General features: G+C 64.9%; 20 protein-coding genes. 2 read left to right on the top strand and 18 right to left on the bottom strand.

The window, feature by feature from the left end; translation table 11 throughout:
* Window positions 1-21: 21 nt before the first annotated feature.
* The 5 genes from IE100_RS12465 to IE100_RS12445 all read right to left on the bottom strand — a co-directional run bounded on the left by IE100_RS12465 (window position 22) and on the right by IE100_RS12445 (window position 5,141).
* Window positions 22-1,242: an SAM-dependent methyltransferase gene (locus IE100_RS12465; protein WP_189374636.1), complete on the bottom strand. Its 1,221-nt coding sequence runs from the start codon at window positions 1,240-1,242 to the stop codon at window positions 22-24.
* Window positions 1,239-2,006: a DUF1365 domain-containing protein gene (locus IE100_RS12460; RefSeq protein ID WP_189374634.1), complete on the bottom strand. Its 768-nt coding sequence runs from the start codon at window positions 2,004-2,006 to the stop codon at window positions 1,239-1,241. The genes IE100_RS12465 and IE100_RS12460 overlap by 4 nt, the downstream gene beginning before the upstream one ends.
* Window positions 2,003-3,313 (bottom strand): NAD(P)/FAD-dependent oxidoreductase, encoded by a 1,311-nt coding sequence (locus IE100_RS12455; protein WP_189374632.1) that lies wholly within the window; start codon window positions 3,311-3,313, stop codon window positions 2,003-2,005. Before IE100_RS12455 ends, IE100_RS12460 begins: the two co-directional genes overlap by 4 nt.
* Before the next feature lie 134 nt (window positions 3,314-3,447).
* Window positions 3,448-4,398 carry a D-2-hydroxyacid dehydrogenase gene (locus IE100_RS12450; RefSeq protein WP_189374631.1) on the bottom strand — a complete coding sequence of 317 codons (951 nt, stop codon included), beginning with the start codon at window positions 4,396-4,398 and terminating at the stop codon, window positions 3,448-3,450.
* A 14-nt stretch (window positions 4,399-4,412) separates the two neighbouring features.
* Window positions 4,413-5,141, bottom strand: a complete 729-nt coding sequence (locus IE100_RS12445) for a DUF2189 domain-containing protein (RefSeq protein ID WP_229800369.1) — start codon at window positions 5,139-5,141, stop codon at window positions 4,413-4,415.
* A gap of 203 nt (window positions 5,142-5,344) precedes the next feature.
* Between IE100_RS12445 and IE100_RS12440 the strand changes: the two genes are divergently transcribed.
* A complete protein-coding gene (locus tag IE100_RS12440) occupies window positions 5,345-5,671 on the top strand; it encodes an FKBP-type peptidyl-prolyl cis-trans isomerase (protein ID WP_047966982.1) in 327 nt (108 codons plus the stop codon).
* Window positions 5,672-5,721: 50 nt separating this feature from the next.
* Here the strand turns inward: IE100_RS12440 and IE100_RS12435 are convergent, their stop codons facing one another.
* The 5 genes from IE100_RS12435 to rlmE form a co-directional block, all read right to left on the bottom strand.
* A complete protein-coding gene (locus tag IE100_RS12435; protein WP_189374627.1) occupies window positions 5,722-6,366 on the bottom strand; it encodes a DedA family protein in 645 nt (214 codons plus the stop codon).
* A 178-nt stretch (window positions 6,367-6,544) separates the two neighbouring features.
* Entirely contained in the window at window positions 6,545-7,876 is a 1,332-nt protein-coding gene (gene glmM, locus IE100_RS12430; RefSeq protein ID WP_189374625.1) for a phosphoglucosamine mutase, read from the bottom strand.
* A gap of 68 nt (window positions 7,877-7,944) precedes the next feature.
* Window positions 7,945-8,781, bottom strand: coding sequence for a dihydropteroate synthase (folP, locus tag IE100_RS12425; protein WP_189374624.1), 837 nt, complete (start codon window positions 8,779-8,781; stop codon window positions 7,945-7,947).
* A 67-nt stretch (window positions 8,782-8,848) separates the two neighbouring features.
* Window positions 8,849-10,756: an ATP-dependent zinc metalloprotease FtsH gene (gene ftsH / locus IE100_RS12420; RefSeq protein WP_189374622.1), complete on the bottom strand. Its 1,908-nt coding sequence runs from the start codon at window positions 10,754-10,756 to the stop codon at window positions 8,849-8,851.
* 70 nt (window positions 10,757-10,826) lie between these two features.
* A complete protein-coding gene (rlmE, locus tag IE100_RS12415) occupies window positions 10,827-11,444 on the bottom strand; it encodes a 23S rRNA (uridine(2552)-2'-O)-methyltransferase RlmE (protein ID WP_189352638.1) in 618 nt (205 codons plus the stop codon).
* An 88-nt stretch (window positions 11,445-11,532) separates the two neighbouring features.
* On the opposite strand from rlmE, the gene yhbY reads away from it, so the two are divergent.
* Complete coding sequence (gene yhbY, locus IE100_RS12410) at window positions 11,533-11,859, top strand: ribosome assembly RNA-binding protein YhbY (RefSeq protein ID WP_189374620.1); 327 nt, start codon at window positions 11,533-11,535, stop codon at window positions 11,857-11,859.
* Between the two features lie 104 nt (window positions 11,860-11,963).
* On the opposite strand, the gene IE100_RS12405 is transcribed toward yhbY, so the two are convergent.
* The 8 genes from IE100_RS12405 to IE100_RS12370 all read right to left on the bottom strand — a co-directional run bounded on the left by IE100_RS12405 (window position 11,964) and on the right by IE100_RS12370 (window position 22,201).
* Window positions 11,964-12,395, bottom strand: coding sequence for a DUF4149 domain-containing protein (locus IE100_RS12405; protein WP_189374618.1), 432 nt, complete (start codon window positions 12,393-12,395; stop codon window positions 11,964-11,966).
* Between the two features lie 71 nt (window positions 12,396-12,466).
* On the bottom strand, window positions 12,467-12,943 hold the full coding sequence (greA, locus tag IE100_RS12400) for a transcription elongation factor GreA (protein WP_047966974.1): 477 nt from the start codon (window positions 12,941-12,943) through the stop codon (window positions 12,467-12,469).
* A gap of 157 nt (window positions 12,944-13,100) precedes the next feature.
* A complete protein-coding gene (carB, locus tag IE100_RS12395; protein ID WP_189374616.1) occupies window positions 13,101-16,310 on the bottom strand; it encodes a carbamoyl-phosphate synthase large subunit in 3,210 nt (1,069 codons plus the stop codon).
* Between the two features lie 76 nt (window positions 16,311-16,386).
* Window positions 16,387-17,034, bottom strand: coding sequence for a leucine efflux protein LeuE (gene leuE / locus IE100_RS12390; protein WP_189374614.1), 648 nt, complete (start codon window positions 17,032-17,034; stop codon window positions 16,387-16,389).
* Window positions 17,035-17,050: 16 nt separating this feature from the next.
* Entirely contained in the window at window positions 17,051-18,184 is a 1,134-nt protein-coding gene (gene carA, locus IE100_RS12385; protein ID WP_189374612.1) for a glutamine-hydrolyzing carbamoyl-phosphate synthase small subunit, read from the bottom strand.
* 359 nt (window positions 18,185-18,543) lie between these two features.
* Window positions 18,544-20,328, bottom strand: a complete 1,785-nt coding sequence (locus tag IE100_RS12380; RefSeq protein WP_189374610.1) for an acyl-CoA dehydrogenase — start codon at window positions 20,326-20,328, stop codon at window positions 18,544-18,546.
* Window positions 20,329-20,515: 187 nt separating this feature from the next.
* Window positions 20,516-21,448 (bottom strand): electron transfer flavoprotein subunit alpha/FixB family protein, encoded by a 933-nt coding sequence (locus IE100_RS12375; protein WP_189374608.1) that lies wholly within the window; start codon window positions 21,446-21,448, stop codon window positions 20,516-20,518.
* A 3-nt stretch (window positions 21,449-21,451) separates the two neighbouring features.
* Entirely contained in the window at window positions 21,452-22,201 is a 750-nt protein-coding gene (locus IE100_RS12370) for an electron transfer flavoprotein subunit beta/FixA family protein (RefSeq protein WP_189374607.1), read from the bottom strand.
* Window positions 22,202-22,294 lie beyond the last annotated feature (93 nt).

Raw genomic sequence — 22,294 nt, 5'->3', positions numbered from 1 at the left:
TGAGCCACAAGCAGCGCCACGCTAGCGGCGACGGATTTCCAGTTGGCAAACATCGGTGCGTCCCGCCTCGAAGCCGGCGATGCAGTAGTGCAGGTAGAACTGCCACAGGCGCACGAACGCCTGATCGAAGCCCTGGCCATACACTTGCGGTAGCGCGGTATTGAAATCATGCAACCAGCGCCGCAGGGTCTCGGCGTAGTCGCGGCCAAAGGTATAGCGCTCGGCCAGCTGCAAGCCGGCATCGGCAATTTCACGATCCAGCGCCGCCGGCGACGGCAGCATGCCGCCAGGGAAAATGAACTGCTGGATGAAGTCGGTGCCGCGCCGGTAGCGCGCGAAGTAGTCGTCGCCGATGGTGATCACCTGCACCATCGCCCGCCCGCCGGGCTTGAGACGGTCATGCAGGGTGCGGAAGTAGCGGGGCCACCAGCGCTCGCCGACCGCCTCCAGCATCTCGATCGACACGAGGTGGTCGAACTGGCCGTCGATATCGCGGTAGTCCTGTAGCCGCAGGTCGGCCTGCGCCTCCAGTCCGGCTGCGGCCAACCTTTGCTGCGCCCACGCCAGCTGCGATGGCGACAGGGTCACGCCGGTGACGTGTACGCCGCGGCTGCGGATCGCGTACTCGGCAAAGCCGCCCCAGCCGCAGCCGATCTCCAGGATGCGCTGCCCCGGCTGCGCATCGAGACGCGCAAGAATGCGTTCGTACTTGGCCTCCTGCGCCGCGGCCAAGGTTTGCCCGGCCTCGCCGCTGAAGATGGCAGCGGAATAGGTCATGCCCGGATCCAGCCACAGCCGGTAAAAGTCGTTGCCGATATCGTAGTGGGCGTGAATGTTGCGGCGGCTGCCACCACGGGTATTGGCGCGCGTCAGGTGTTTCAGCCAGTAACCGAGGGTACCAAGCCAGCTACCGTGGATTGCCTGCTCGAAAGCGGACTCGTTGGCCAGCGCCAGCTGCAGCAGTGCCGTCCAGTCCGGCGACGCCAGCCAGCCGTCGCGCCAGGCTTCGGCAAGACCGATGTCGCCGGCCAGCACGATGCGGCGCAGCGCGCGCCAGTCATGGACCTGCAGCTGTGCCTGGTGGCCAGTATGACGGCCCTGGAACTGGTAGCTGCCGCCGTCGGGGGTGATCAGCGTCAGCTCGCCGTACTGCAGGCGCGACAGGGCCAGCAGCAGCGGGCGCACCAGCAGCGGGGCCCGCAGGTCCTGCGGCGAAGCGAGGGTACGCGAGGATGCGTTCATGACAACTCTCCGGGAGGGGGCAAGGTGGCCGCGTGGCCATCCTTGCCGAAAAACGGGACCTTCTTGCGCCACAGCCGCAGCGCCTGCCAGTGGATGCGCGCCCAGACGCCCACGCCCAGCAGGCCGGTGGCCAGCAGCAGCTGCCACAGCCGCGCCGGCGAGTACGGCACCGGCGTGCCCTGCTGGCTGGCGACGAAGCCGCTGTCCGCGTCGTCGCGGCGGTACTCGATACGCACCGCGAAGCGGCCGTCCGCCGCGCGCAGGAAGCGGAAGCGGTAGCAGCCCTCCACCCGGAAGAACGGCGACACCTGCAGCGCCTTGCCGGCGCTCAGCAGGTCGCGGCGGCCGATGGCGCGATGGTCGGGGTGGTGCAGGCAGTAGTCGTGATGCTGGCCGAAGGTGTTGCTGACCTCGACCCACACCGCGCGCAGTGCGGCGGCGGCATCGAACACCAGGTAGAAGCTGACCGGGTTGAACACGTAGCCGAACAGGCTGGGCAGGGTGTGCAGCTCGACGCGCGCGATGTCGCGCACGCCGCTTGCGGCCAACCTTGCCGTCAGCCACGGCAGCAGCGGCGTGCCGTCGCGCGGGCCGTGGTGGCGGCGCTGCCAGCTCACCCCCGGCGCGAGGCGGAGGTTGGCCGGCTCAGCCTGGCCAGGCAGCAGCGTCAGCGCCAGCCAGGCGTGGCGGTAGCTGAACTGGTGGCGGGCCGGCGCGCTGCGGCCGTGCCAGACGCGGCCGCGGTAGATCGTGAACGCGGTCATGGCGCGACCACCGCCGGCTGCGGCAGCAGCGGGGGCGCGGCCAGCGGCTGGCCGATGTCCCACGGGATAGTCGCGCCGAGCGCCTGCGCCACCGCCATGCCGGCCTTGAGGCCGTCCTCGTGGAAGCCGTAGCCGGCCCAGGCGCCGGCAAACCAGGTGCGCTGGCGCCCCTGTATCGTCGCCAGCGACTGCTGCGCGGCGATGGCGGCACGGTCGAACAGCGGGTGGGCGTAGTCGAACTCCGCCAGCTTGCCCTGCGGCTCGCGGTAGGGGTTCAGCGTCACGATCACCGGGCTGCGGAACGGCAACTTCTGCAGCTGGTTGAGCAGGTAGCTGACCATCACCGGCTGCGACGACTGCCCGCCCTCGCCCATGCGGTAATTCCACGCCGCCCACGCCTGGCGCCGCGCCGGCAGGAAGGCGGCGTCGGTGTGCAGCACCGCGCGGTTGGGCTGGTAGCGCAGCGGCGACAGCAGCGCCCGTTGCGCCTCGCTGGCGTCGCCGAGCAGCGCCAGCGCCTGGTCGCTGTGGCAGGCCAGCACCAGCTGCTCGAAGTGCTCCTCGCCGTGGCGGCTGCACAGCGTCACGCCGCGTTCGTCGCGACGCACCCGGTACACCGGCGACGACAGCCGCACCTCGCCGATGCCGGCCACCATGCGCCGCACGTACTCGCGCGCGCCGCCCTGCACCGTCTTCCACTGCGGCCGGTCCAGTATCTGCATCAAGCCGTGGTTGGCGCAGAAGTCGAAGAAGGTCGAGGCCGGGAACGCGGCCATGTCGCGGGTGGAGCTGGACCAGATCGCCGCCCCCATCGGCAGCAGGTACCAGTCGCGCAACGCCGCGCTGAAGCGGTAGCGGTCGAGGATCTGCCCCAGGGTTTCGCCGCTGTCGCGGCTTTCCCGCTGCAGCTGCGGCGCCAGCCGGTGCAGGCGCAGGATGTCGCCGACCATGCGCCAGAAGGTTGGCCGCAGCAGGTTGCGCTTCTGCGCGAACAGCGTGGCGATGCTGCTGCCGGCCCACTCCACGTTTTCCTGCTCCAGCACCACCGAGAAGGTCATCTCGCTGGCGCGCACCGGCACCCCCAGCAGCGCAAACAGGCGGATCAGGTTGGGGTAGGTACGGTCGTTGTGTACCAGGAAGCCGGTGTCCACCGGCGCGCGGAGGCCGTCCAGCTCGACGTCGACGGTGTTGCTGTGACCGCCGGCGTAGGCCGCGGCCTCGTACAGCACCACCTGGTGTCCGGCCCGGCTCAAGAGCCAGGCCGCGGACAGGCCGGCAATCCCGGCCCCCACCACCGCTATTTTCATGATGTCAGTCCTTTATCGATACTGCGTTATCGATCAACCACTTCATTTTGTCAAATGTTTGTCCTGTACAAATATAAAAGGTTCAACAAAAAAGCCCGACATCGTCGGGCTTTGTCCATTACAAGCGCGCGGTTTCAGTCCAGCCGGTTCTGCCGCTCGCCGCGCTGCCAGGCCTCGATATTGCCGACCAGCTGCGCCGCCAGCCTGGCCATCGCCTCGCCGCTGGCCCAGCCGACGTGCGGCGTCACGATCAGGTGCGGCAGGCGCGCCTTCAGCAGCGGGTTGCCGTCGCGCGGCGGCTCCACCGACAGCACGTCGAAGCCGGCACCGCCAAGCTGGCCGAACTTCAGCGCCGCCACCAGCGCCTCCTCGTCCACCAGCCCGCCGCGCGCGGTATTGATCAGCACCGCGCCCGGCTTCATCGCCATCAGCTCCGGCTGCGCGATCAGGTTGCGGGTGTCGTCGTTCAGCGGACAGTGCAGCGAGATCACGTCGGACGTAGCCAGCAGCGCGTCAAACGCCACGTAGCCGTCGCGCACCGTGACCGCGCCCTTGCGCTCGGCAAACTGCACGCGCATGCCGAAGGCGCGGGCGCGGGCCGCCATCGCCTGGCCGATGCCGCCGCTGCCGACGATGCCCAGCGTCGCGCCCTGCAGGTCGCGGATCGGCGCGCCGAAGTGGCAGAACTGCGCCGCCTGTTGCCAGACCCCGGCGGCGACATCGCGCTGGTAGGCCGGCAGGTTGCGCATCAGCGCCATCATCAGCATGAAGGCGTGCTCGGCCACGGTGTCGTCGCCGTAGTGGCGGATGTTGCACACCGCGATGCCGCGCTCGCGGCAGGCGGCGAGGTCGATGTGGTTGTAGCCGGTGGCGGCGATGGCCAGCAGCTTAAGCCGCGGCAGTGCGGCCAACGTGGCCGCGTCGAACGCGACCTTGTTGCTGATCACGATGTCGGCCTTGGCACAGTGGGCCAGTACTTGCTCGCGACTGGTGGACGGATAGGCGGTGAAGCGATGCGGGAAGGCACAAGACGGCACCGGGACAGGCAGGCTGTCCCGGTCGACAAACACGATGTGAGGAGTCATGAAGTGGACGGGTTCTAGCGCTCGAAGTTGATCAGGGCGCGATAGGCATGCCAGCTGGCCAGCCCGATCAGGGGCATGATGAGCAGCAGGCCGATGAACTGGGTAGCAAAACCGATCGCGGTCAGGACCACGATCATAGCCGCCCATACCAGCATCGTCAGCAAATTACGGTATACCGCCTGCACGCTCATCACCATCGCGGTGATGGTGTCGACGTCCTTGTCCAGCATCATCGGGATGGCGCAGACGCTGAGCGCGAACACTGCCACGGCGAAGAAGAAACCGGTGCCGAAGTAGGCGATCAGGAACGGCAGGTTCTCGGTGGTGAAGGCGGAGGCGACCAGCTGCTCCAGCGACGGCACGCTACCCTGGAAGAACAGCGCGAACATCAGCAGCGAGATGCGGAACCAGCCGAACACCAGCACCGCCAGCAGGGCGGCGAACAGGGTAAAGCCCGGCATGTTGACGCGCCACGCGGTCATGCTGTGCATCAGCGTCACCTTCCCGCCGGCCGGATCCTCCAGCTGGCGTGCGATATCGTACAGGCCGATGGCGAGGAACGGGCCGCCCAGCAGGAACAGCGTTGCCAGGGTAATCACGTGCTGTGGTGCGAAGTCGAAGTACATGTTCAGCAGGAAGCCCATCACCACGAACACGGCGCCGTAGAACAGCGAATCGGCCGGTGCGCGACGCAGGTCCTGCCAGCCCATGCGCAGCCACTGCAGCGGCTGGTCGGGCGTCACATGCCTGACTACTACATGCTCATGCGAAGGTAGATGAGTAATGTCCATTGCCATTCCCCTATTCAGATAATGTCACAGGCGAAAATTGCTCCGCTTTCTCTTTATAAGCAATTGAAGGGCAAAGACAATATCAAGATTTCGACGGCACGGTGGCGGACTGTTAAAATGCCGCTTTCGCTAATGCAGCAAAACAAGGACATCTCATGGCAGAACTGATCATCGAAGACCTGCTGGTAGGCGACGGCGCGGAAGCCGTGGCCGCTCAGGAAGTGACCGTACACTACACCGGCTGGCTGACCGATGGCACCAAATTCGATTCCAGCAAGGACCGCTACCAGCCGTTCAGCTTCGTGCTGGGCGAAGGCTACGTGATCAAGGGCTGGGATCAGGGGGTACAGGGCATGAAGGTCGGCGGCAAGCGCAAGCTGACCATCCCGGCCGAGCTGGGCTACGGCGCCCGCGGCGCCGGCGGCGTGATTCCGCCGCACGCGACGCTGGTATTCGAGGTCGAGCTGCTGCAGGTCGGCTGATCGCCCGCCTCACCCGGCAATGAACAATGCCCCGCGCTGCGGGGCATTGTTCATTTGGCGATCAGGTCCTCGGCGTTGCGGCGGGCTTTCGACTCGCGCCGCTTGTGGCGCCAGTAGAAACCGCCCAGCACCACCGCCAGTACCGCGATCGCGATCAGGATGCCGGCCTGGCCACGGTGCACCATCTGCATCAGCCACTCGTGGTTGCGTGCGCCGAAGTAGCCGAGATACACCCACACCGGCACCGAGATCAGCGCGGCAAAACCGTCCATCAGCAGGAAGCGCCAGTACGGGATGCGCCGCGTCAGGCCGGCGGTCAGGAAGATGGGCGAACGCAGGCCGGGCAGGAAACGGGCGACGAACAGCACCCAGTTGCCGTAGCGGGCGAACTTCTCCTGTACCGCGGCAAAACGCTCCGGCGTCATCACCTTGGCAATCGGCTTGAAGCGCAGCACGCGGTCGCCGTAGACGCGGCCGGCGAGGAACATCAGGCCGTCGCCGACCAGCACGCCGGCCATGCCCACCGCGAACATCACGTGCACGTCGGTATAGCCCAGCCCGGAAATGATGCCGCCGGCCACCAGGGTAATGTCCTCCGGAATCGGCACACCAAAACCACACACCAGCAACACGATGAATACGGCAAAGTAGCCATACCCCGTGAACAAATCGAGAAGAATCTGCAGGATATCCATGTCGGCCTGACAAGCTGTTGATCGGTCGAAGTACTTCCGGCAAGGCCAGGCGAAGCAGTTCAGAGAGCGGCTGCCATCATAGCACAGCCCCCGTTGCCCCCTGCTTGACTATGGTCGTGTCGCGACGGCAAAAACAAAGCCACCTTCGCAGGTGGCTTGCGCCGATGCCGGTACGCCGTCAGGCCGCTTCGATCGCCGCGGCGATTTGGCTGGCCCACTGCTCGGCCAGCGCCAGTTCATCCGCTTCGACCATCACGCGCACCACCGGTTCCGTACCGGACGGACGCAGCACCACGCGGCCGCGGCCGGCGAGCGCCAGCTGGGCCTCGGCGTACTTGGCGGCACTGGCGGCCTGCCAGTCCTGGCCATTGAGCCGCACATTGATCATCTTCTGCGGGAACGGCTGCCAGTCGCTGCAGACGGTGGCCAGATCGCTGTCCAGCTCGGCCAGCGCCGCCAGCACCTGCAGGCTGGAGATGATGCCGTCGCCGGTGGAGTGCTTGTCCAGGCACAGCACGTGGCCGGACGCCTCGCCGCCGACCTGCCAGCCGTTCTCGTGCAGCAATTCCAGCACGTAGCGGTCGCCGACCTTGGCGCGGCCGAAGGCGATGCCCTGCTGTTGCAGCGCCAGCTCCATCGCCAGGTTGGTCATCACCGTGCCGACCACGCCGCCGCCGAGCTGGCCGCGCGCCGCGCGCGCCTTGGCGATCACGTAGATCAGCTGGTCGCCGTCGTAGACCTTGCCGTGGCGGTCGGCCATCATCAGCCGGTCGCCGTCGCCGTCCAGCGAGATGCCGAGATCGGCACCGTGCTGCAGCACCGCCTGGCTGATCGCCTCGGTGTGGGTGGCGCCGACGCCGTCGTTGATGTTGTAGCCGTTCGGCTCCCCACCGATGGTGATCACCTCGGCGCCCAGCTCGTGGAACACCTTGGGCGCGATGTGGTAGGTGGCACCGTGCGCGCAATCGACGACCAGCTTCATCCCCTTCAGGTTGCGCTCGTTGGGGAAGGTGCTCTTGCAGAACTCGATGTAGCGGTCAGCGGCGCCGTCGATGCGCCGAGCCCGGCCCAGCTCGCGCGACGCGCTGGTCTGCATCGGCGAATCCAGCATCGCCTCGATCTCGCGCTCCAGCGCGTCGTCCAGCTTCTTGCCGCCCTCGGCGAAGAACTTGATGCCGTTATCCTGGTACGGGTTGTGCGACGCGGAGATCATCACCCCGGCCGACAGGCGCAGCGCGCGGGTCAGGTAGGCGATGCCCGGCGTCGGCAGTGGCCCGGTCAAGAGTACGTTGACGCCGGCGGCGGTGAGGCCGGCCTGCAGCGCCGCCTCCAGCATGTAGCCGGAGATGCGGGTGTCCTTGCCGATGATCACCGTCGGGTGTTCCTGCCGCTCGTGATCGACCAGCACCTTGCCGGCGGCGTAGCCGAGGCGCAGCACGAAATCGGGGGTAATCGGAAACTGGCCGACTTCGCCACGCACACCATCGGTACCAAAATATTTGCGGCTCATTATTGTTCCTTCAGACTCTTATCCTGCCGATTTTACATCGCCGCCCGCTTGCGGGGGCAACTGCCGCGTCAAACTGAGCCCAGCGCCTGCCACACCTGCAGCGCCTGGTGCGTGGCCTTCACGTCGTGCACGCGGATAATCTTGGCTCCACGCTGTGCGGCCAGCAGTGCCGCCGCCACGCTGGCGCCCAGGCGCTGGTCCGGCTGCGCCTCACCGGTGATGGCGCCCAGCATCGACTTGCGCGACATGCCGACCAGCAGCGGCGCGCCGGCCAGCGCTTCCAGCTGCGGCAGCGCGCGCAGCAGGTCCAGATTGTGCGCCAGCGTCTTGCCGAAACCGAAGCCGGGGTCGGCCAGCAGCCGGTCGCGGGCGATGCCGTTTGCCAGGCACAGCTCGATGCGGCGGGCGAGATAGCCGCCGACCTCCTGCACCACGTCGGCGTAGTCCGGCTGCTGCTGCATGGTGTCCGGATTGCCCTGCTTGTGCATCAGGCAGATGCCGACCTTGGCCGCTGCCACCAGCGCCAGCGCACCGTCGTCTTCCAGCGCCGACACGTCGTTGATCAGGTCGACGGCACCGGCCTGCAGCGCGGCGCGCATCACCGAGGTGCGGCGGGTATCCAGCGACAGCGGCATCTGCAGTGCGGCCAACCTTTCCAGCACCGGCAGCACCCGCTGCAGCTCCTCTTCCGGGCTGACGTAGGGCGCGCCCGGCCGCGTCGACTCGCCGCCGATGTCGAGGATGTCGGCGCCGTCGGCCAGCAGGCGCTCGGCGTGCGCCAAGGCCGCATCCAGGCGGTTGTAGCTGCCGCCATCGGAAAAGGAGTCCGGCGTCACGTTCAAAATGCCCATCAACAGCGGGCGCTCGAGCGACAGGCTGAACCTGCCGCAGGCAAAAACCGACATAGCTTTCTCCAATGCAAAACAGGGTGTCAGCCTGGACTGACACCCTGTTGTTTACCCTACTCGTCTTTTACAGTTCTTGTGCCGGCGTCACCGATGGTTCTGGTGCCGGCGGTGCCGGCGGCTTGCTGTCCGGCTTGTTGAAACCGGCACCCGGCGATGGCGGACGCGGCGTCTTGCCGGCCATGATGTCGTTGATCTGCTCGGCGTCGATGGTTTCCCACTCCAGCAGCGCGGCGGTCATCGCCTCCACCTTGTCGCGGTTCTCGTCCAGCAGTCGGCGCGCCAGCGCGTACTGCTCGTCGATGATGCGGCGGATTTCCTGGTCCACCTGCTGCATGGTGGCTTCCGACATGTTCTTGTGGGTGGTCACCGAGCGGCCGAGGAATACTTCGCCCTCGTTCTCGCCGTAGACCATCGGCCCCAGACGGTCGGACATGCCGTAGCGCGTCACCATGTCGCGCGCCATCTGCGTGGCACGCTCGAAGTCGTTCGAGGCGCCGGTGGTCATCTGGTTCATGAACAGCTCTTCCGCGATGCGGCCGCCGAACAGGATCGCGATGCGGTCCATCAGGTAGCCACGGTCGTAGGCGTAGCGGTCTTCTTCCGGCAGCTGCATGGTCACGCCCAGCGCGCGGCCGCGCGGGATGATGGTGACCTTGTGCACCGGATCGGACTTCGGCAGCAGCTTGGCCACCACCGCGTGGCCGGACTCGTGGTAGGCGGTGTTCTTCTTCTCTTCCTCGGACATCACCATGGACTTGCGCTCGGCGCCCATCATGATCTTGTCCTTGGCGGACTCGAAGTCGAGCATGTCGACCAGGCGCTTGTTGCGGCGCGCGGCGAACAGCGCGGCTTCGTTGACCAGGTTGGCGAGGTCGGCACCGGAGAAGCCCGGCGTACCGCGCGCGATGATCGGCGCGTCCACGTCGGCGGCGATCGGTACCTTGCGCATGTGCACGTTCAGGATCTGCTCGCGGCCGCGGATATCCGGCAGCGGCACCACTACCTGGCGGTCGAAACGGCCAGGACGCTGCAGCGCCGGGTCCAGCACGTCCGGACGGTTAGTGGCGGCGATCACGATCACCGTCTGGTTGGTCTCGAAACCGTCCATCTCCACCAGCAGCTGGTTGAGGGTCTGTTCGCGTTCGTCGTTACCACCGCCGAGGCCGGCGCCACGCTGGCGGCCGACCGCGTCGATCTCGTCGATGAAGATGATACACGGCGCGTTCTTCTTCGCCTGCTCGAACATGTCGCGCACGCGGGAGGCACCAACGCCGACGAACATCTCGACGAAGTCGGAACCGGAAATGCTGAAGAACGGTACCTTGGCTTCGCCGGCGATGGCCTTGGCCAGCAGCGTCTTACCGGTACCCGGCGAGCCGGCGAGCAGGATGCCGCGCGGAATGCGGCCGCCCAGGCTCTGGTAACGGGAAGGGTCGCGCAGGTAGTCGACGATCTCCTTCACTTCTTCCTTGGCTTCATCGCAACCGGCCACGTCGGCAAAGGTCACGGTGTTGGTGTCCTGGTCCAGCATGCGCGCCTTGCTCTTGCCGAACGAGAACGCCCCGCCCTTGCCGCCGCCCTGCATCTGGCGCATGAAGAAGAACCACACCCCGATCAGGAGCAGCATCGGGAACCAGCTGATGAAGATGCTCATCAGCATCGACGGTTCCTCTTCCGGCTTGGCGGAGAAGGTCACGTTGTTCTTGATCAGCACGTCCACCATTTTCACGTCGAACGGGGCATAGGTGCTGAAACTGGAGCCGTCGGTACGCTTGCCGCGCACCCACTGGCCGCGTAGCGGATTGCCTTCAATGCTCACCGTCTGAATCTTGCCGGACTCCACATCGCTCATGAATTGCGAATACTCGACCTGATTCTGGGTTTCCTGGCGCTTGGTAAACTGGTTGAACACAGTCATCAGTACAAGACCGATGATGACCCAGATCGCGATGTTTTTTCCGATATTGTTCACAAGAGCGTGCTCCTATGTGCCCTGACTTGGTAAATGGTTTTTTCTATTGTAAACCCGGCACGTCGCACTGTCAGCGACGGTCTTTGCCCAGCAGGTAGATTTCACTGGAACGGTCGCGCGAGGCCTTCGGTTTACGCGTTACGACTTCGCCAAACAGCTCGCGCATGGCTTTCAGATAGGGCTGGAAATCACTGCCCTGGAACACTTTGACGAGAAAACTGCCGCCGGGTTTCAAATGGTCACGGACAAATTCCAGTGCCAGCTCATTCAGGTGAAAGCTTCTGGCCTGATCGATCCCGCTCATTCCGGAGATATTGGGCGCCATGTCGGAAATTACAAGGTCCAGCTGCCGCCCGCCGAGCATGGTCACGAACTCCTCCAGCACCTCGTCGTCGCGGAAGTCGCCCTGGATGAAGGCGACGTCGGCGATCGGGTCCATCGGCAGGATGTCGATGGCAAAGACCTTGCCGCTGTCGCCGACGATGCGCGCCGCCACCTGCGACCAGCTGCCCGGCGCCGAGCCGAGATCGGCCAGCACGGTGCCCGGCCGGATCAGCTTGTCCTTGTCGTTGATTTCCAGCAGTTTGTACGCGGCGCGCGCGCGATAGCCGTCTTTTTGGGCCATTTGCACGTAGTGATCGTTGACGTGCTCACGCAGCCAGGCGTTGCTAGACTTGCTTCTTGCCATGTGGATTCCAGTAATTAATGCATGTGCCGTTTGGGGAATGACCTAAAGTTTAGTAAAATCGTTTTTTAATCTGAAACTTGAAGCCACAATGAAAATCGAACTGACCCCAGTCGAGCGCCAATATCTGAAGGGTTTGGCCCACTCGCTCAGCCCCGTCGTGATGATCGGCAACAATGGCCTGACCGAGTCGGTTATCCGTGAAATCGCCATCAGCCTGGACGCCCACGAACTGATCAAGGTGCGCGTACTCGGCGACGACCGCGCGGCACGCGTGGCCATGTACGAGCAGATTGCTAACGATCTGGGCGCCGGTCAAGTACAGCACATCGGCAAGCTGCTGGTGCTGTTCCGCCCGTCCGAGGCCAAGCGCATCGACCTGCCGAAAAGCAAGAAGGCGCTCAAGGCACGCCCTTGAGCCTTGCGGGCAGCGGTCGCTGACCGCGGCGCGCGTAGCACAGACAAAAAGCGGTGGCGATGCCACCGCTTTGTCTTTGTGCGTCAGTACCGAAGCGTGCCGCCTCAGTTATCGCTGCGCAGCAGGTACACCAGCGCCATCAGGCTTTGCAGCAGGTAGATCAGGCTGGAGATCGCGTGCCAGGTGGCAAAGCCGCCACCGAACAGCCCTTCGGCGGCATGGTTCATCTGCAGCTTGAGGCTGGCGATGATGGGCGTCACCGCGAAATGGTTGATCACGATGCACACCAGCATGCCGAATAACAGCCAGAAGCCGCCCTGCTTCAGGCCGCGTGCGCCGTAGCGCAGCACGTAGTCGGCCAGCAGGAAGATGCCGCACACCAGCCCGACCCAGGCGATGGCGGCAAACAGCCGCCCCGCCACCATGCCGGCGGTCACGTTATCCAGCGCCGAAAACAGGATGGGGGCCACGATGATGCCGACCACCCACATGCCGCCGATCCACAGAGTCCGGGCAATCGCACGCAATCCGTCCATTGGTCTTCCTCTTCCGGGCCGGCTTGCGGCCAACGTTACAGCACCAGCGTGGCCACAGGCGGCCGCCGCACTCAGATGTAGCGCACTTCCAGCACTTCGTACTCGCGGATGCCACCTGGCGCCATCACCTCGGCCACGTCGCCTTCCACCTTGCCGATCAGCGCGCGCGCGATCGGCGAGTTGACCGACACCTTGCCCAGCTTGATGTCGGCCTCGTCGTCGCCGACGATCTGGTAGGTCTTTTCTTCTTCGCTTTCCAGATCGGTCAGGAGCACGGTGGTGCCGAACACGATGCGGCCGTCGGCATCCAGCTCGGTCGGATCGATGATCTGCGCGTTGGAAATCTTGCCTTCCAGCTCGGCAATACGGCCCTCGACAAAGGCCTGGCGCTCTTTGGCGGCGTCGTACTCTGCATTCTCGGATAGATCGCCTTGCGCACGCGCTTCGGCAATGGCCTCGATCACCGACGGACGCTCAATGCTCTTCAGACGCTGCAATTCGGCCTTCAGCTGTTCGGCACCACGTACGGTCAACGGGACTTTGTTCATGACTCGGTTCTCCAAGGGCGTACTGCTGCCCTGTGATAAAAGCGCAAGCCGCCGTACGGGACGGCGGCTTTGCTGGACGTTTGATTCAGCGGTGATTGTAACGAGATTTTGCTCCGGGTTCAAAGGTTGGCCGCATGCGGCCAACCTTTGACCTGGCTCAGCCCTTCAGCTCGGCGTGCAGCTGCTGCACGCTGTAGACGTCGAAATCATCGACGTGCGACAGGCCGACGCAAACCGCCTTGGCACCGGCCAGGGTGGTGTACTGCGGCACACGCATCTGCAGCGCGGAGCGGCGGATGGCGTGGCTGTCCTGGATCGCCTTGCGCTTCTCGTCCACGGTGTTGACCAGCACGTCGATCTCGCCGTTCTTGATCATGTCGACGATGTGCGGACGGCCTTCGTTCACCTTGTTCACCACCTGCACCACGATGCCGGCGTCGGCCATCGCCTTGGCGGTGCCGCGGGTGGCGCACACGCCGAAGCCCAGCTTCTGCAGTTCGCGCGCCACCTCGATGCCACCTTCCTTGTCGCTCTCGCGCAAGGACAGGAACACCTTGCCGGTGCGCGGCAGGCGGTCGCCGGCGGCCAGCTGGCCCTTGACGAAGGCTTCGGCAAAGGTGCGGCCAACGCCCATCACCTCACCGGTCGACTTCATTTCCGGCCCCAGGATGGTGTCCACGCCGGGGAACTTGATGAACGGGAACACTGCTTCCTTCACCGCGTAGTACGGCGGAATCACTTCCTTGGTGAAGCCCTGTTCGATCAGGCTGATGCCGGCCATGGCGCGGGCGGCGATCTTGGCCAGCGGCGCGCCGGTCACCTTGGACACGAACGGCACGGTACGCGACGCGCGCGGGTTCACTTCCAGCACGTAGATGGTGTCGCCCTGGATCGCGAACTGCACGTTCATCAGGCCGACCACGTTCAGCGCACGCGCCATCGCTTCGGTCTGGCGGCGGATCTCGTCCTGTACCGCCGGGAACAGGCTGTACGGTGGCAAGGAGCAGGCGGAGTCACCGGAGTGCACACCGGCCTGTTCCACGTGCTGCATGATGCCGCCGATCACCACGGTGGCGCCGTCGGACACGCAGTCGACGTCGACCTCGATGGCGTCGTTCAGGAAGCGGTCCAGCAGCACCGGGCTGTCGTTGGACACCTTCACCGCTTCGCGCATATAGCGTTCCAGATCGGCCGGCTCGTGCACGATTTCCATCGCGCGGCCGCCCAGTACGTAGGACGGGCGCACCACCAGCGGGTAGCCGATCTCTTCGGCCAGGCGCATCGCGTCAACCGGGTTGCGCGCGGTGCGGTTAGGCGGCTGCTTCAGGCCCAGGTCGTTCAGCAGTTGCTGGAAGCGCTCGCGGTCTTCGGCGGCGTCGATCATGTCCGGGCTGGTGCCGATGATGGGCACGCCGTTGGCTTCCAGCGCGCGCGCCAGTTTCAGCGGCGTCTGGCCGCCGTACTGCACGATCACGCCGAACGGCTTCTCGATGCGGCAGATTTCCAGCACGTCTTCCAGGGTCAGCGGCTCGAAGTACAGGCGGTCGGAGGTGTCGTAGTCGGTGGACACGGTTTCCGGGTTGCAGTTGACCATGATGGTCTCGAAACCGGATTCGCGCAGGGAGAGCGCGGCGTGCACGCAGCAGTAGTCGAATTCGATACCCTGGCCGATACGGTTCGGGCCGCCACCCAGCACCATCACCTTCTTGCGGTCGGTCGGCTTGGACTCGCACTCTTCTTCATAGGTGGAGTACATGTAGGCGGTGTTGGTGGCGAACTCGGCGGCGCAGGTATCCACGCGCTTGTACACCGGGTGCAGGTTCAGGCCCCAGCGGTGGCTACGCACGGCAGCCTGGTCGGTGCCCAGCAGCTCGCCCAGGCGGCGGTCGGAGAAGCCTTTGCGCTTCAGGCGACGCAGTTCTTCGTAACCCAGGCTGTCCGCCTTACGGCCGGCCAGCGCTTTTTCTTCGCCGATCAGGTCTTCGATCTGCGCCAGGAACCACGGGTCGATCTTGCTGATGGCGAAGATGTCGTCGCGGCTCATGCCGATACGGAAGGCGTCGGCCACGTACAGGATGCGTTCCGGACCGGGCGCGCCCAGTTCGTGACGGATGGTTTCCTCGTCCTGGCTCACCGAGTTGAAGCCGGACAGGCCGGTTTCCAGGCCGCGCAGCGCTTTCTGCATCGATTCCTGCAGCGTGCGGCCCATGGCCATCACCTCGCCGACCGACTTCATCTGCGTGGTCAGGCGGTCGTCGGCCTGCGGGAATTTCTCGAAGGCGAAACGCGGGATCTTGGTGACCACGTAGTCGATGGACGGCTCGAACGAGGCCGGAGTCGCGCCGCCGGTGATGTCGTTCTTCAATTCGTCGAGGGTGAAGCCGACCGCCAGCTTGGCAGCGATCTTGGCGATCGGGAAGCCGGTGGCCTTGGACGCCAGCGCCGAGGAACGCGACACGCGCGGGTTCATCTCGATCACGATCATCTCGCCGGTGTCCGGGTTGGTCGCGAACTGCACGTTGGAGCCGCCGGTGTCGACACCGATTTCACGCAGCACCGCCAGCGAGGCATTGCGCATGATCTGGTATTCCTTGTCGGTCAGCGTCTGCGCCGGAGCCACGGTGATGGAGTCGCCGGTGTGCACGCCCATCGGGTCGAAGTTCTCGATCGAGCAGATGATGATGCAGTTGTCGTTGCGGTCGCGCACCACTTCCATCTCGTACTCTTTCCAGCCGAGTACGGATTGTTCGATCAGCAGTTCGTGGGTCGGCGACGCTTCGAAACCGCGCTCGCAGATGGCCAGGAACTCTTCCTTGTTGTAGGCGATGCCGCCGCCGGAACCGCCCATGGTGAAGGACGGGCGGATCAGGGTCGGGAAGCCGACCTTGGTCTGTGCTTCCAGCGATTCTTCCATGGTGTGGCAGACGAAGGACAGCGGGCAGGACAGGCCGATCTTGGCCATCGCTTCCTTGAAGCGGCCGCGGTCTTCCGCCTTGTCGATCGCGTCTTCGGTCGCGCCGATCAGCTCGACCTTGTACTTTTCCAGCACGCCGTTGCGCGCCAGGTCCAGTGCGCAGTTCAGCGCGGTCTGGCCGCCCATGGTCGGCAGGATCGCGTCCGGACGCTCCTTGGCGATGATCTTTTCCACCACCGGCCAGGAGATCGGCTCGATGTAGGTCACGTCGGCCATGTCCGGGTCGGTCATGATGGTGGCCGGGTTGGAGTTCACCAGGATGACTTTGTAGCCTTCTTCACGCAGTGCCTTGCACGCCTGCGCGCCGGAGTAGTCAAACTCGCAGGCCTGGCCGATGACGATCGGGCCAGCGCCAATGATGAGAATGCTCTTGATATCAGTACGTTTAGGCATGGTAATCGCTCAATATTGTTCAATGTTTTACACGCTCCGGCAGGCTGACGCGGCCTGCTGCCGGAGACGCCGGGTATTACAGGCTGGCGGCGGCCAACTTGGCGCCGAAGCCGATAAACATGGCACCGACCGCCCCGCCCATCGCCGCCGACAGGCGACGACGACGACGGAACGCCTCGGCCAGATGGTTGCCGGCCAGAATCAGCGTGGTCAGGTACAGCGCGCTGCACAGCTGCACGATGGCGCCGAGGATGGCAAAGGTCAGTGCCGGATACGGATAGGCCGGATCGACGAACTGCACGAAGAACGACACGAAGAACAGGATCGCCTTCGGGTTCATCAGGCTGATCAGCAAAGCCTTGGAAAACGGACGGCTCATGTCCAGCGCCGGCGCAGTCGCCACGGCCTGGCTCTGGCGACGCTGTTGCCAACCGGCCCAGGCGCCACGCAGCATGGCGACGCCGAGCCACGCCAGATAGGCGCCGCCGGCATACTTGACGATGGCAAACAGCGCCGGGTTGGCCTGCAGCAGACCGGCAGCGCCGGTTGCGGCCAGGGTCATCAGCACGAAATCACCGACGAACACGCCACAGGCACCGGCAAAGCCGGCGCGCACCCCGCGCTGTGCCGCTACCGACAGCACATACATCGAATTGGGGCCCGGCAGCAGCACAATGAAGACAGTGCCGAGCAGGTAGGTGGTCAGGTCAGTGATGCCGAACATGATGCGTCCTCCGTGATCAGGTCTGCTTGTGCGCGGCCATCAGCGAGATGAAACGGTCAAACAGGTAGGCCACGTCTTCCGGACCCGGGCTCGCCTCAGGGTGGCCCTGGAACGAGAACGCCGGACGGTCGGTCAGCGCGATGCCCTGCACCGTCTGGTCGAACAGCGAACGGTGGGTAACGCGCACGTTGGCCGCAAGGCTGGACTCGTCGACCTGGAAGCCGTGGTTCTGGCTGGTGATCATCACGCGGCCGGAATCGAGGTCCTGCACCGGGTGGTTGGCACCGTGGTGGCCGAACTTCATCTTGGAAGTCTTGCCGCCGGTGGCCAGGCCCAGCAGCTGGTGGCCGAGGCAGATGCCGAATACCGGCAGCTTGGTGTCCAGGATGTCGCGGATGGCGCTGATCGCGTAGTCGCACGGCTCCGGATCGCCAGGGCCGTTGGACAGGAACACGCCGTCCGGTTTCAGTGCCAGCACGTCGCGGGCCGGGGTCTCGGCCGGTACCACGGTCAGCTTGCAGCCACGCTCGGCCAGCATGCGCAGGATGTTGCGCTTGACGCCGAAGTCGTAGGCCACCACGTGGAACGGGGTGTCAGCCTGCTCGACATAACCCTGGCCCAGACGCCATTCGCGCGTCGTCCAGCCGTAGGGCTCCTTGCAGCTGACCACCTTGGCCAGATCCTGGCCGGCCATGCTGCCGAAACCGCGCGCCAGCTCGACGGCTTTCGCCTCGTCGATGTCGCCGGCCATGATGCAGCCTGGCTGGGCGCCTTTTTCGCGCAGGATGCGGGTCAGTTTGCGGGTGTCGATGTCGGCGATGGCAACAACGTTGTGCTTCGTCAGGTAATCGGACAGCGAGTCTTCCGCACGGAAGTTACTGTGCAGCAGCGGCAGATCACGGATGATCAGGCCGGATGCAAAGACGGCGCCGGACTCGGTATCTTCCGAGTTGGCGCCGACGTTGCCGATATGAGGATAAGTCAGGGTGACGATCTGCCGGGTATAGGACGGGTCGGTAAGGATTTCCTGATAACCGGTCATGGCGGTATTGAATACCACCTCTCCGACGGTGTGGCCGTTGGCTCCGATGGCAACGCCTTTGAACAGCGTGCCGTCAGCCAAGGCTAGAATCGCGGGTACGGTTGTCACTGGCTGGCTCCTAATAATGATATTTTTGATTTATGGATACAACAAACGGGACTATAGCGACGTGCGCTTGTCCCGTTCGGTTAAACTTTTCAAGTATATCCTGTTTTCGGCCTTTTCGGCAAGGCCGCGCGCCACGACTGATGCTTTTCTGAACAATGGATACAGTCGCCATCATCGGCTAAGCCCTTGTTTACGCTAGCGTCAACCTTACAAAAAATGCGCGCGCACGGCAAGTTGTTCCGCGCAGGCCAACTGCCGGCAACACACCAGCCCCACGCGTCGCCAGCGGCGAATTGCGCATAAAAAACCGCCGGTGTCGCAGCTGCGGCACCGGCGGTTCTTGCAGACCGAACCCTCGCTCAGAACAGCGTTTCGTCCAGCTCCAGCACGCTGTCACCACCGTGGACGATGGCGGCCGCCAGACCGGCGGTCTGCGGTAACAGATGCTCACCGTAGAAACGGGCGGTGACGATCTTCGCCGCGAGGAACTCGGCGTCGGCCCCCTCGTCGCCCTGCTGCACACGGGCGATCAGCGCGGCGCGCCCCATCATCCAGCCGCCCAGCACGATGCCCATCAGCTTGAGGAAGGGCACCGAACCGGCCGCCGCCAGCTGCGGCCGGCTGCCGAAGGTCTCCAGAATGAAGGCGACGCAGCGCTCGGCGTCCTTCACCGCCGCCTCAAGGTTGGCCGCAAGGCTGGCGTAACCTGCCGCGGCCAGCTTGCCGGCGGTGACCTTGACCTCCTCCAGCAGCCAGCGCGCGGTCGCACCGTCTTCGCTGGCGATCTTGCGCCCGATCAGGTCCAGCGCCTGGATGCCGGTGGTGCCCTCATAAATGGCGGTGATGCGCGCGTCGCGGTAGTACTGCGCGACGCCGGTCTCTTCGATGAAGCCCATGCCGCCGTGGATCTGCACTGCCAGGCTGGTGATCTCGTTGGCCTGCTCGGTGTTCCAGCCCTTCACGATCGGGATCAGGAAGTTGACCAGCGCCTGGTTGCGCGCGGCCTCGCTGGCCACCGGATCGCGCGCGGCGCGGTCCAGCGCGGCGGCGGCGTAGAAGGCCAGCGCACGCTGCGCCTCAATCTGCGCCTTCATCGTCATCAGCATGCGGCGCACGTCCGGGTGCCGGATGATGGCGACGCCGGCCGGATCCGGGCTGCCGACGGCGCGGCTCTGCACCCGCTCTCGCGCGTACTCCACCGCCTTCTGGTAGGCGCGCTCGGACACCGCCATGCCTTCCACCCCCACGCCCAGGCGCGCATGGTTCATCATGGTGAACATGTAAGCCAGACCCTTGTTGGCCTCGCCCACCAGGTAGCCGATGGCACCACCGTCGTCGCCGAAACTCATCACCGCGGTGGGGCTGCCGTGGATGCCCAGCTTGTGCTCCAGCGACACGCAGCGCACGTCGTTGCGCGCGCCGAGGCTGCCGTCGGCATTCACCAGGAACTTGGGCACGATGAACAGCGAGATGCCCTTCACCCCAGCCGGTGCATCCGGCAGGCGGGCCAACACCAGGTGGACGATGTTGTCCGCCATGTCGTGCTCGCCCCAGGTGATAAAGATCTTCTGGCCGCTGATCTTGTAGCTGCCATCGCCGACCGGGACGGCGCGCGAACGCACCTGCGCCAGGTCGGAACCGGCCTGCGGCTCGGTCAGGTTCATGGTGCCGGTCCACTCGCCGCTGGACATGCGCGGCAGGTAGACGGCTTTCAATTCGTCGGACGCGTGGTGGTTGATGGCCTCCACCGCCCCCAGGGTCAGCAGCGGCGCCAGCGAGAACGCCAGGTTGGCCGAACACCACATTTCCTCGGCGGCGATGGCCACCAGCGCCGGCAGGCCCTGGCCGCCGAACTCGGCCGGTGCACGCAGCCCTACCCAGCCGGCCTCCACGTACTGCTGCCAGGCATCCTTGAAGCCTTCGGCGGCGGTCACGCTGAAATCCGGCGCCCACTTGGCGCCCTTGTCGCCCAACCGGTTGATCGGGGCCAGCACGTTCTCGGCAAACTTGGCGCCTTCTTCCAGGATGGCGTCGGTCAGCTCGACGCTGCAGTCCTCGTAGCCCGGCAGGGTGCAGACGGCCGGCAGCTCGGCCAGCTCGTTCAGGGCAAAGCGGATGTCTTTGCTGGGTGCCTTGTAAATCATCGATCGCTCCTCTGTGTCGTTTCTCGTCATTTCTCGTGCAAAAAAACCGGCCATGCGTCCGCCAACGGACAAGCCGCACGCTGCGCACTGCGCGGTGTGGACTCCTCCCGACGAACCGGTCATGGCCGGTCTTCTTGTGTGGTGCGGCACCGTGGCACCGCACCTTGTTTTATGGGTACTGCAGATATTACTTGGACAGCTCGGCGATCAGCTCCGGTACCACGGTGAACAGGTCACCGACGATGCCGTAGTCGGCCACCTGGAAGATCGGCGCCTCTTCATCCTTGTTGATCGCCACGATCACCTTGGAATCCTTCATGCCCGCCAGGTGCTGGATGGCACCGGAGATGCCCACCGCCACGTACAGCTGCGGCGCTACCACCTTGCCGGTCTGGCCGACCTGGTAGTCGTTCGGCGCGTAGCCGGCGTCCACCGCGGCGCGCGAGGCACCGACGGCGGCGGACAGCTTGTCGGCCAGCGGCTCGATCACCGCCTTGAACTGCTCTTCCGAACCCAGCGCACGGCCACCGGACACGATAATCTTGGCGGCGCCCAGCTCCGGACGGTCGGACTTGGTCAGCTCCTGGCCGACAAAGCTGGACAGGCCGGCGTCGGACACGGTGGCGACGGCTTCAACGTTGGCCGCACCGCCCTGAGCCGCCGCCTCGAAGGCGGTGGTACGCACGGTGATCACCTTGATAGCGTCGCTGGACTGCACGGTAGCCAGCACGTTGCCGGCGTACACCGGGCGCACGAAAGTGTCGGCGGATTCGATGGCGATAATGTCGGAGACCTGCGCCACGTCCAAGAGTGCGGCGACGCGCGGCAGCAGGTTCTTGCCGTAGGACGACGCCGGGGCCAGCACGTGGCTGTAACCCTTGGCCAGGTCCACCACCAGCGGTGCCACGTTCTCGGCCAGGCCGTGCGCGTAGGCAGCGTTGTCGGCCAGCAGTACCTTGGCCACACCGGCCACGGACTTGGCGGCGTCGGCGGCCGCGGCGGCGTTGTGGCCGGCGACCAGCACGTGCACTTCGCCCAGCTTGGCGGCGGCGGTAACGGTGTTCAGAGTGCCTGCTTTCAGGCTCTGGTTGTCGTGTTCAGCGATAACGAGAATGGCCATGGCTTACAGCACCTTTGCTTCGTTTTTGAGTTTGGCCACCAGCTCGGCGGCATTGGCAACCTTGATACCGGCGGAGCGCTTGGCTGGCTCGGCCACTTTCAGGGTCTTCAGGCGCGGCGCAACATCGACGCCCAGCTCGGCCGGGGTGGTCTTGTCCAGCGGCTTCTTCTTGGCGGCCATGATGTTCGGCAGCTTGACGTAGCGCGGCTCGTTCAGGCGCAGGTCGGTGGTCACCACCGCCGGCAGGCGCAGCTTGACGGTTTCCAGGCCGCCGTCCACTTCGCGGGTCACGTCCACGGTTTCCGCGGCGACATCCACTTTCGAGGCGAAAGTGCCCTGTGCCCAGCCCAGCAGTGCCGACACCATCTGGCCGGTCTGGTTGGCGTCGTCGTCGATCGCCTGCTTGCCGACGATCAAGAGCTGCGGTTGCTCTTTTTCAGCCACGGCCTTCAGCAGCTTGGCCACCGCCAGCGGCTGCAGCTCGGCGTCGGTTTCCACCAGGATAGCGCGGTCGGCGCCCATCGCCAGTGCGGTACGCAGGGTTTCCTCGCACTGCTTCACCCCCAGCGACACCACCACGATCTCGGAGACCTTGCCGGCTTCTTTCAGACGCACGGCCTCTTCCACCGCGATCTCGTCGAACGGGTTCATCGACATCTTGACGTTAGCGACATCCACATCAGTGCCATCGGCCTTGACCCGGACTTTCACGTTGTAATCGACAACGCGTTTCACAGCGACTAGAGCTTTCATATTCCTCCAGCGAACTCTCTGAGTTGAACAATTGTCGTCAATGTGCGGCTGTTCGGCGTGAGGCGACAGCGCAAAATCGAACAAGCGTTTAAT

It is taken from the genome of Vogesella alkaliphila, assembly GCF_014652475.1.
In the GTDB taxonomy this organism is placed as follows: Bacteria; Pseudomonadota; Gammaproteobacteria; order Burkholderiales; family Chromobacteriaceae; genus Vogesella; species Vogesella alkaliphila.
Note: the sequence above shows the minus strand (reverse complement) of the source record. Positions and strands in the feature narration are given on the sequence as shown.

Excerpts from the sequence above, each read along its gene's own strand:
- IE100_RS12465 (WP_189374636.1), bottom strand. The coding sequence starts at position 1,242 with ATGAACGCATCCTCGCGTACCCTCGCTTCGCCGCAGGACCTGCGGGCC.
- IE100_RS12460 (WP_189374634.1), bottom strand. The coding sequence starts at position 2,006 with ATGACCGCGTTCACGATCTACCGCGGCCGCGTCTGGCACGGCCGCAGC.
- IE100_RS12455 (WP_189374632.1), bottom strand. The coding sequence starts at position 3,313 with ATGAAAATAGCGGTGGTGGGGGCCGGGATTGCCGGCCTGTCCGCGGCC.
- IE100_RS12450 (WP_189374631.1), bottom strand. The coding sequence starts at position 4,398 with ATGACTCCTCACATCGTGTTTGTCGACCGGGACAGCCTGCCTGTCCCG.
- IE100_RS12440 (WP_047966982.1), top strand. The coding sequence starts at position 5,345 with ATGGCAGAACTGATCATCGAAGACCTGCTGGTAGGCGACGGCGCGGAA.
- IE100_RS12435 (WP_189374627.1), bottom strand. The coding sequence starts at position 6,366 with ATGGATATCCTGCAGATTCTTCTCGATTTGTTCACGGGGTATGGCTAC.
- glmM (WP_189374625.1), bottom strand. The coding sequence starts at position 7,876 with ATGAGCCGCAAATATTTTGGTACCGATGGTGTGCGTGGCGAAGTCGGC.
- folP (WP_189374624.1), bottom strand. The coding sequence starts at position 8,781 with ATGTCGGTTTTTGCCTGCGGCAGGTTCAGCCTGTCGCTCGAGCGCCCG.
- rlmE (WP_189352638.1), bottom strand. The coding sequence starts at position 11,444 with ATGGCAAGAAGCAAGTCTAGCAACGCCTGGCTGCGTGAGCACGTCAAC.
- yhbY (WP_189374620.1), top strand. The coding sequence starts at position 11,533 with ATGAAAATCGAACTGACCCCAGTCGAGCGCCAATATCTGAAGGGTTTG.
- IE100_RS12405 (WP_189374618.1), bottom strand. The coding sequence starts at position 12,395 with ATGGACGGATTGCGTGCGATTGCCCGGACTCTGTGGATCGGCGGCATG.
- greA (WP_047966974.1), bottom strand. The coding sequence starts at position 12,943 with ATGAACAAAGTCCCGTTGACCGTACGTGGTGCCGAACAGCTGAAGGCC.
- carB (WP_189374616.1), bottom strand. The coding sequence starts at position 16,310 with ATGCCTAAACGTACTGATATCAAGAGCATTCTCATCATTGGCGCTGGC.
- leuE (WP_189374614.1), bottom strand. The coding sequence starts at position 17,034 with ATGTTCGGCATCACTGACCTGACCACCTACCTGCTCGGCACTGTCTTC.
- IE100_RS12380 (WP_189374610.1), bottom strand. The coding sequence starts at position 20,328 with ATGATTTACAAGGCACCCAGCAAAGACATCCGCTTTGCCCTGAACGAG.
- IE100_RS12375 (WP_189374608.1), bottom strand. The coding sequence starts at position 21,448 with ATGGCCATTCTCGTTATCGCTGAACACGACAACCAGAGCCTGAAAGCA.
- IE100_RS12370 (WP_189374607.1), bottom strand. The coding sequence starts at position 22,201 with ATGAAAGCTCTAGTCGCTGTGAAACGCGTTGTCGATTACAACGTGAAA.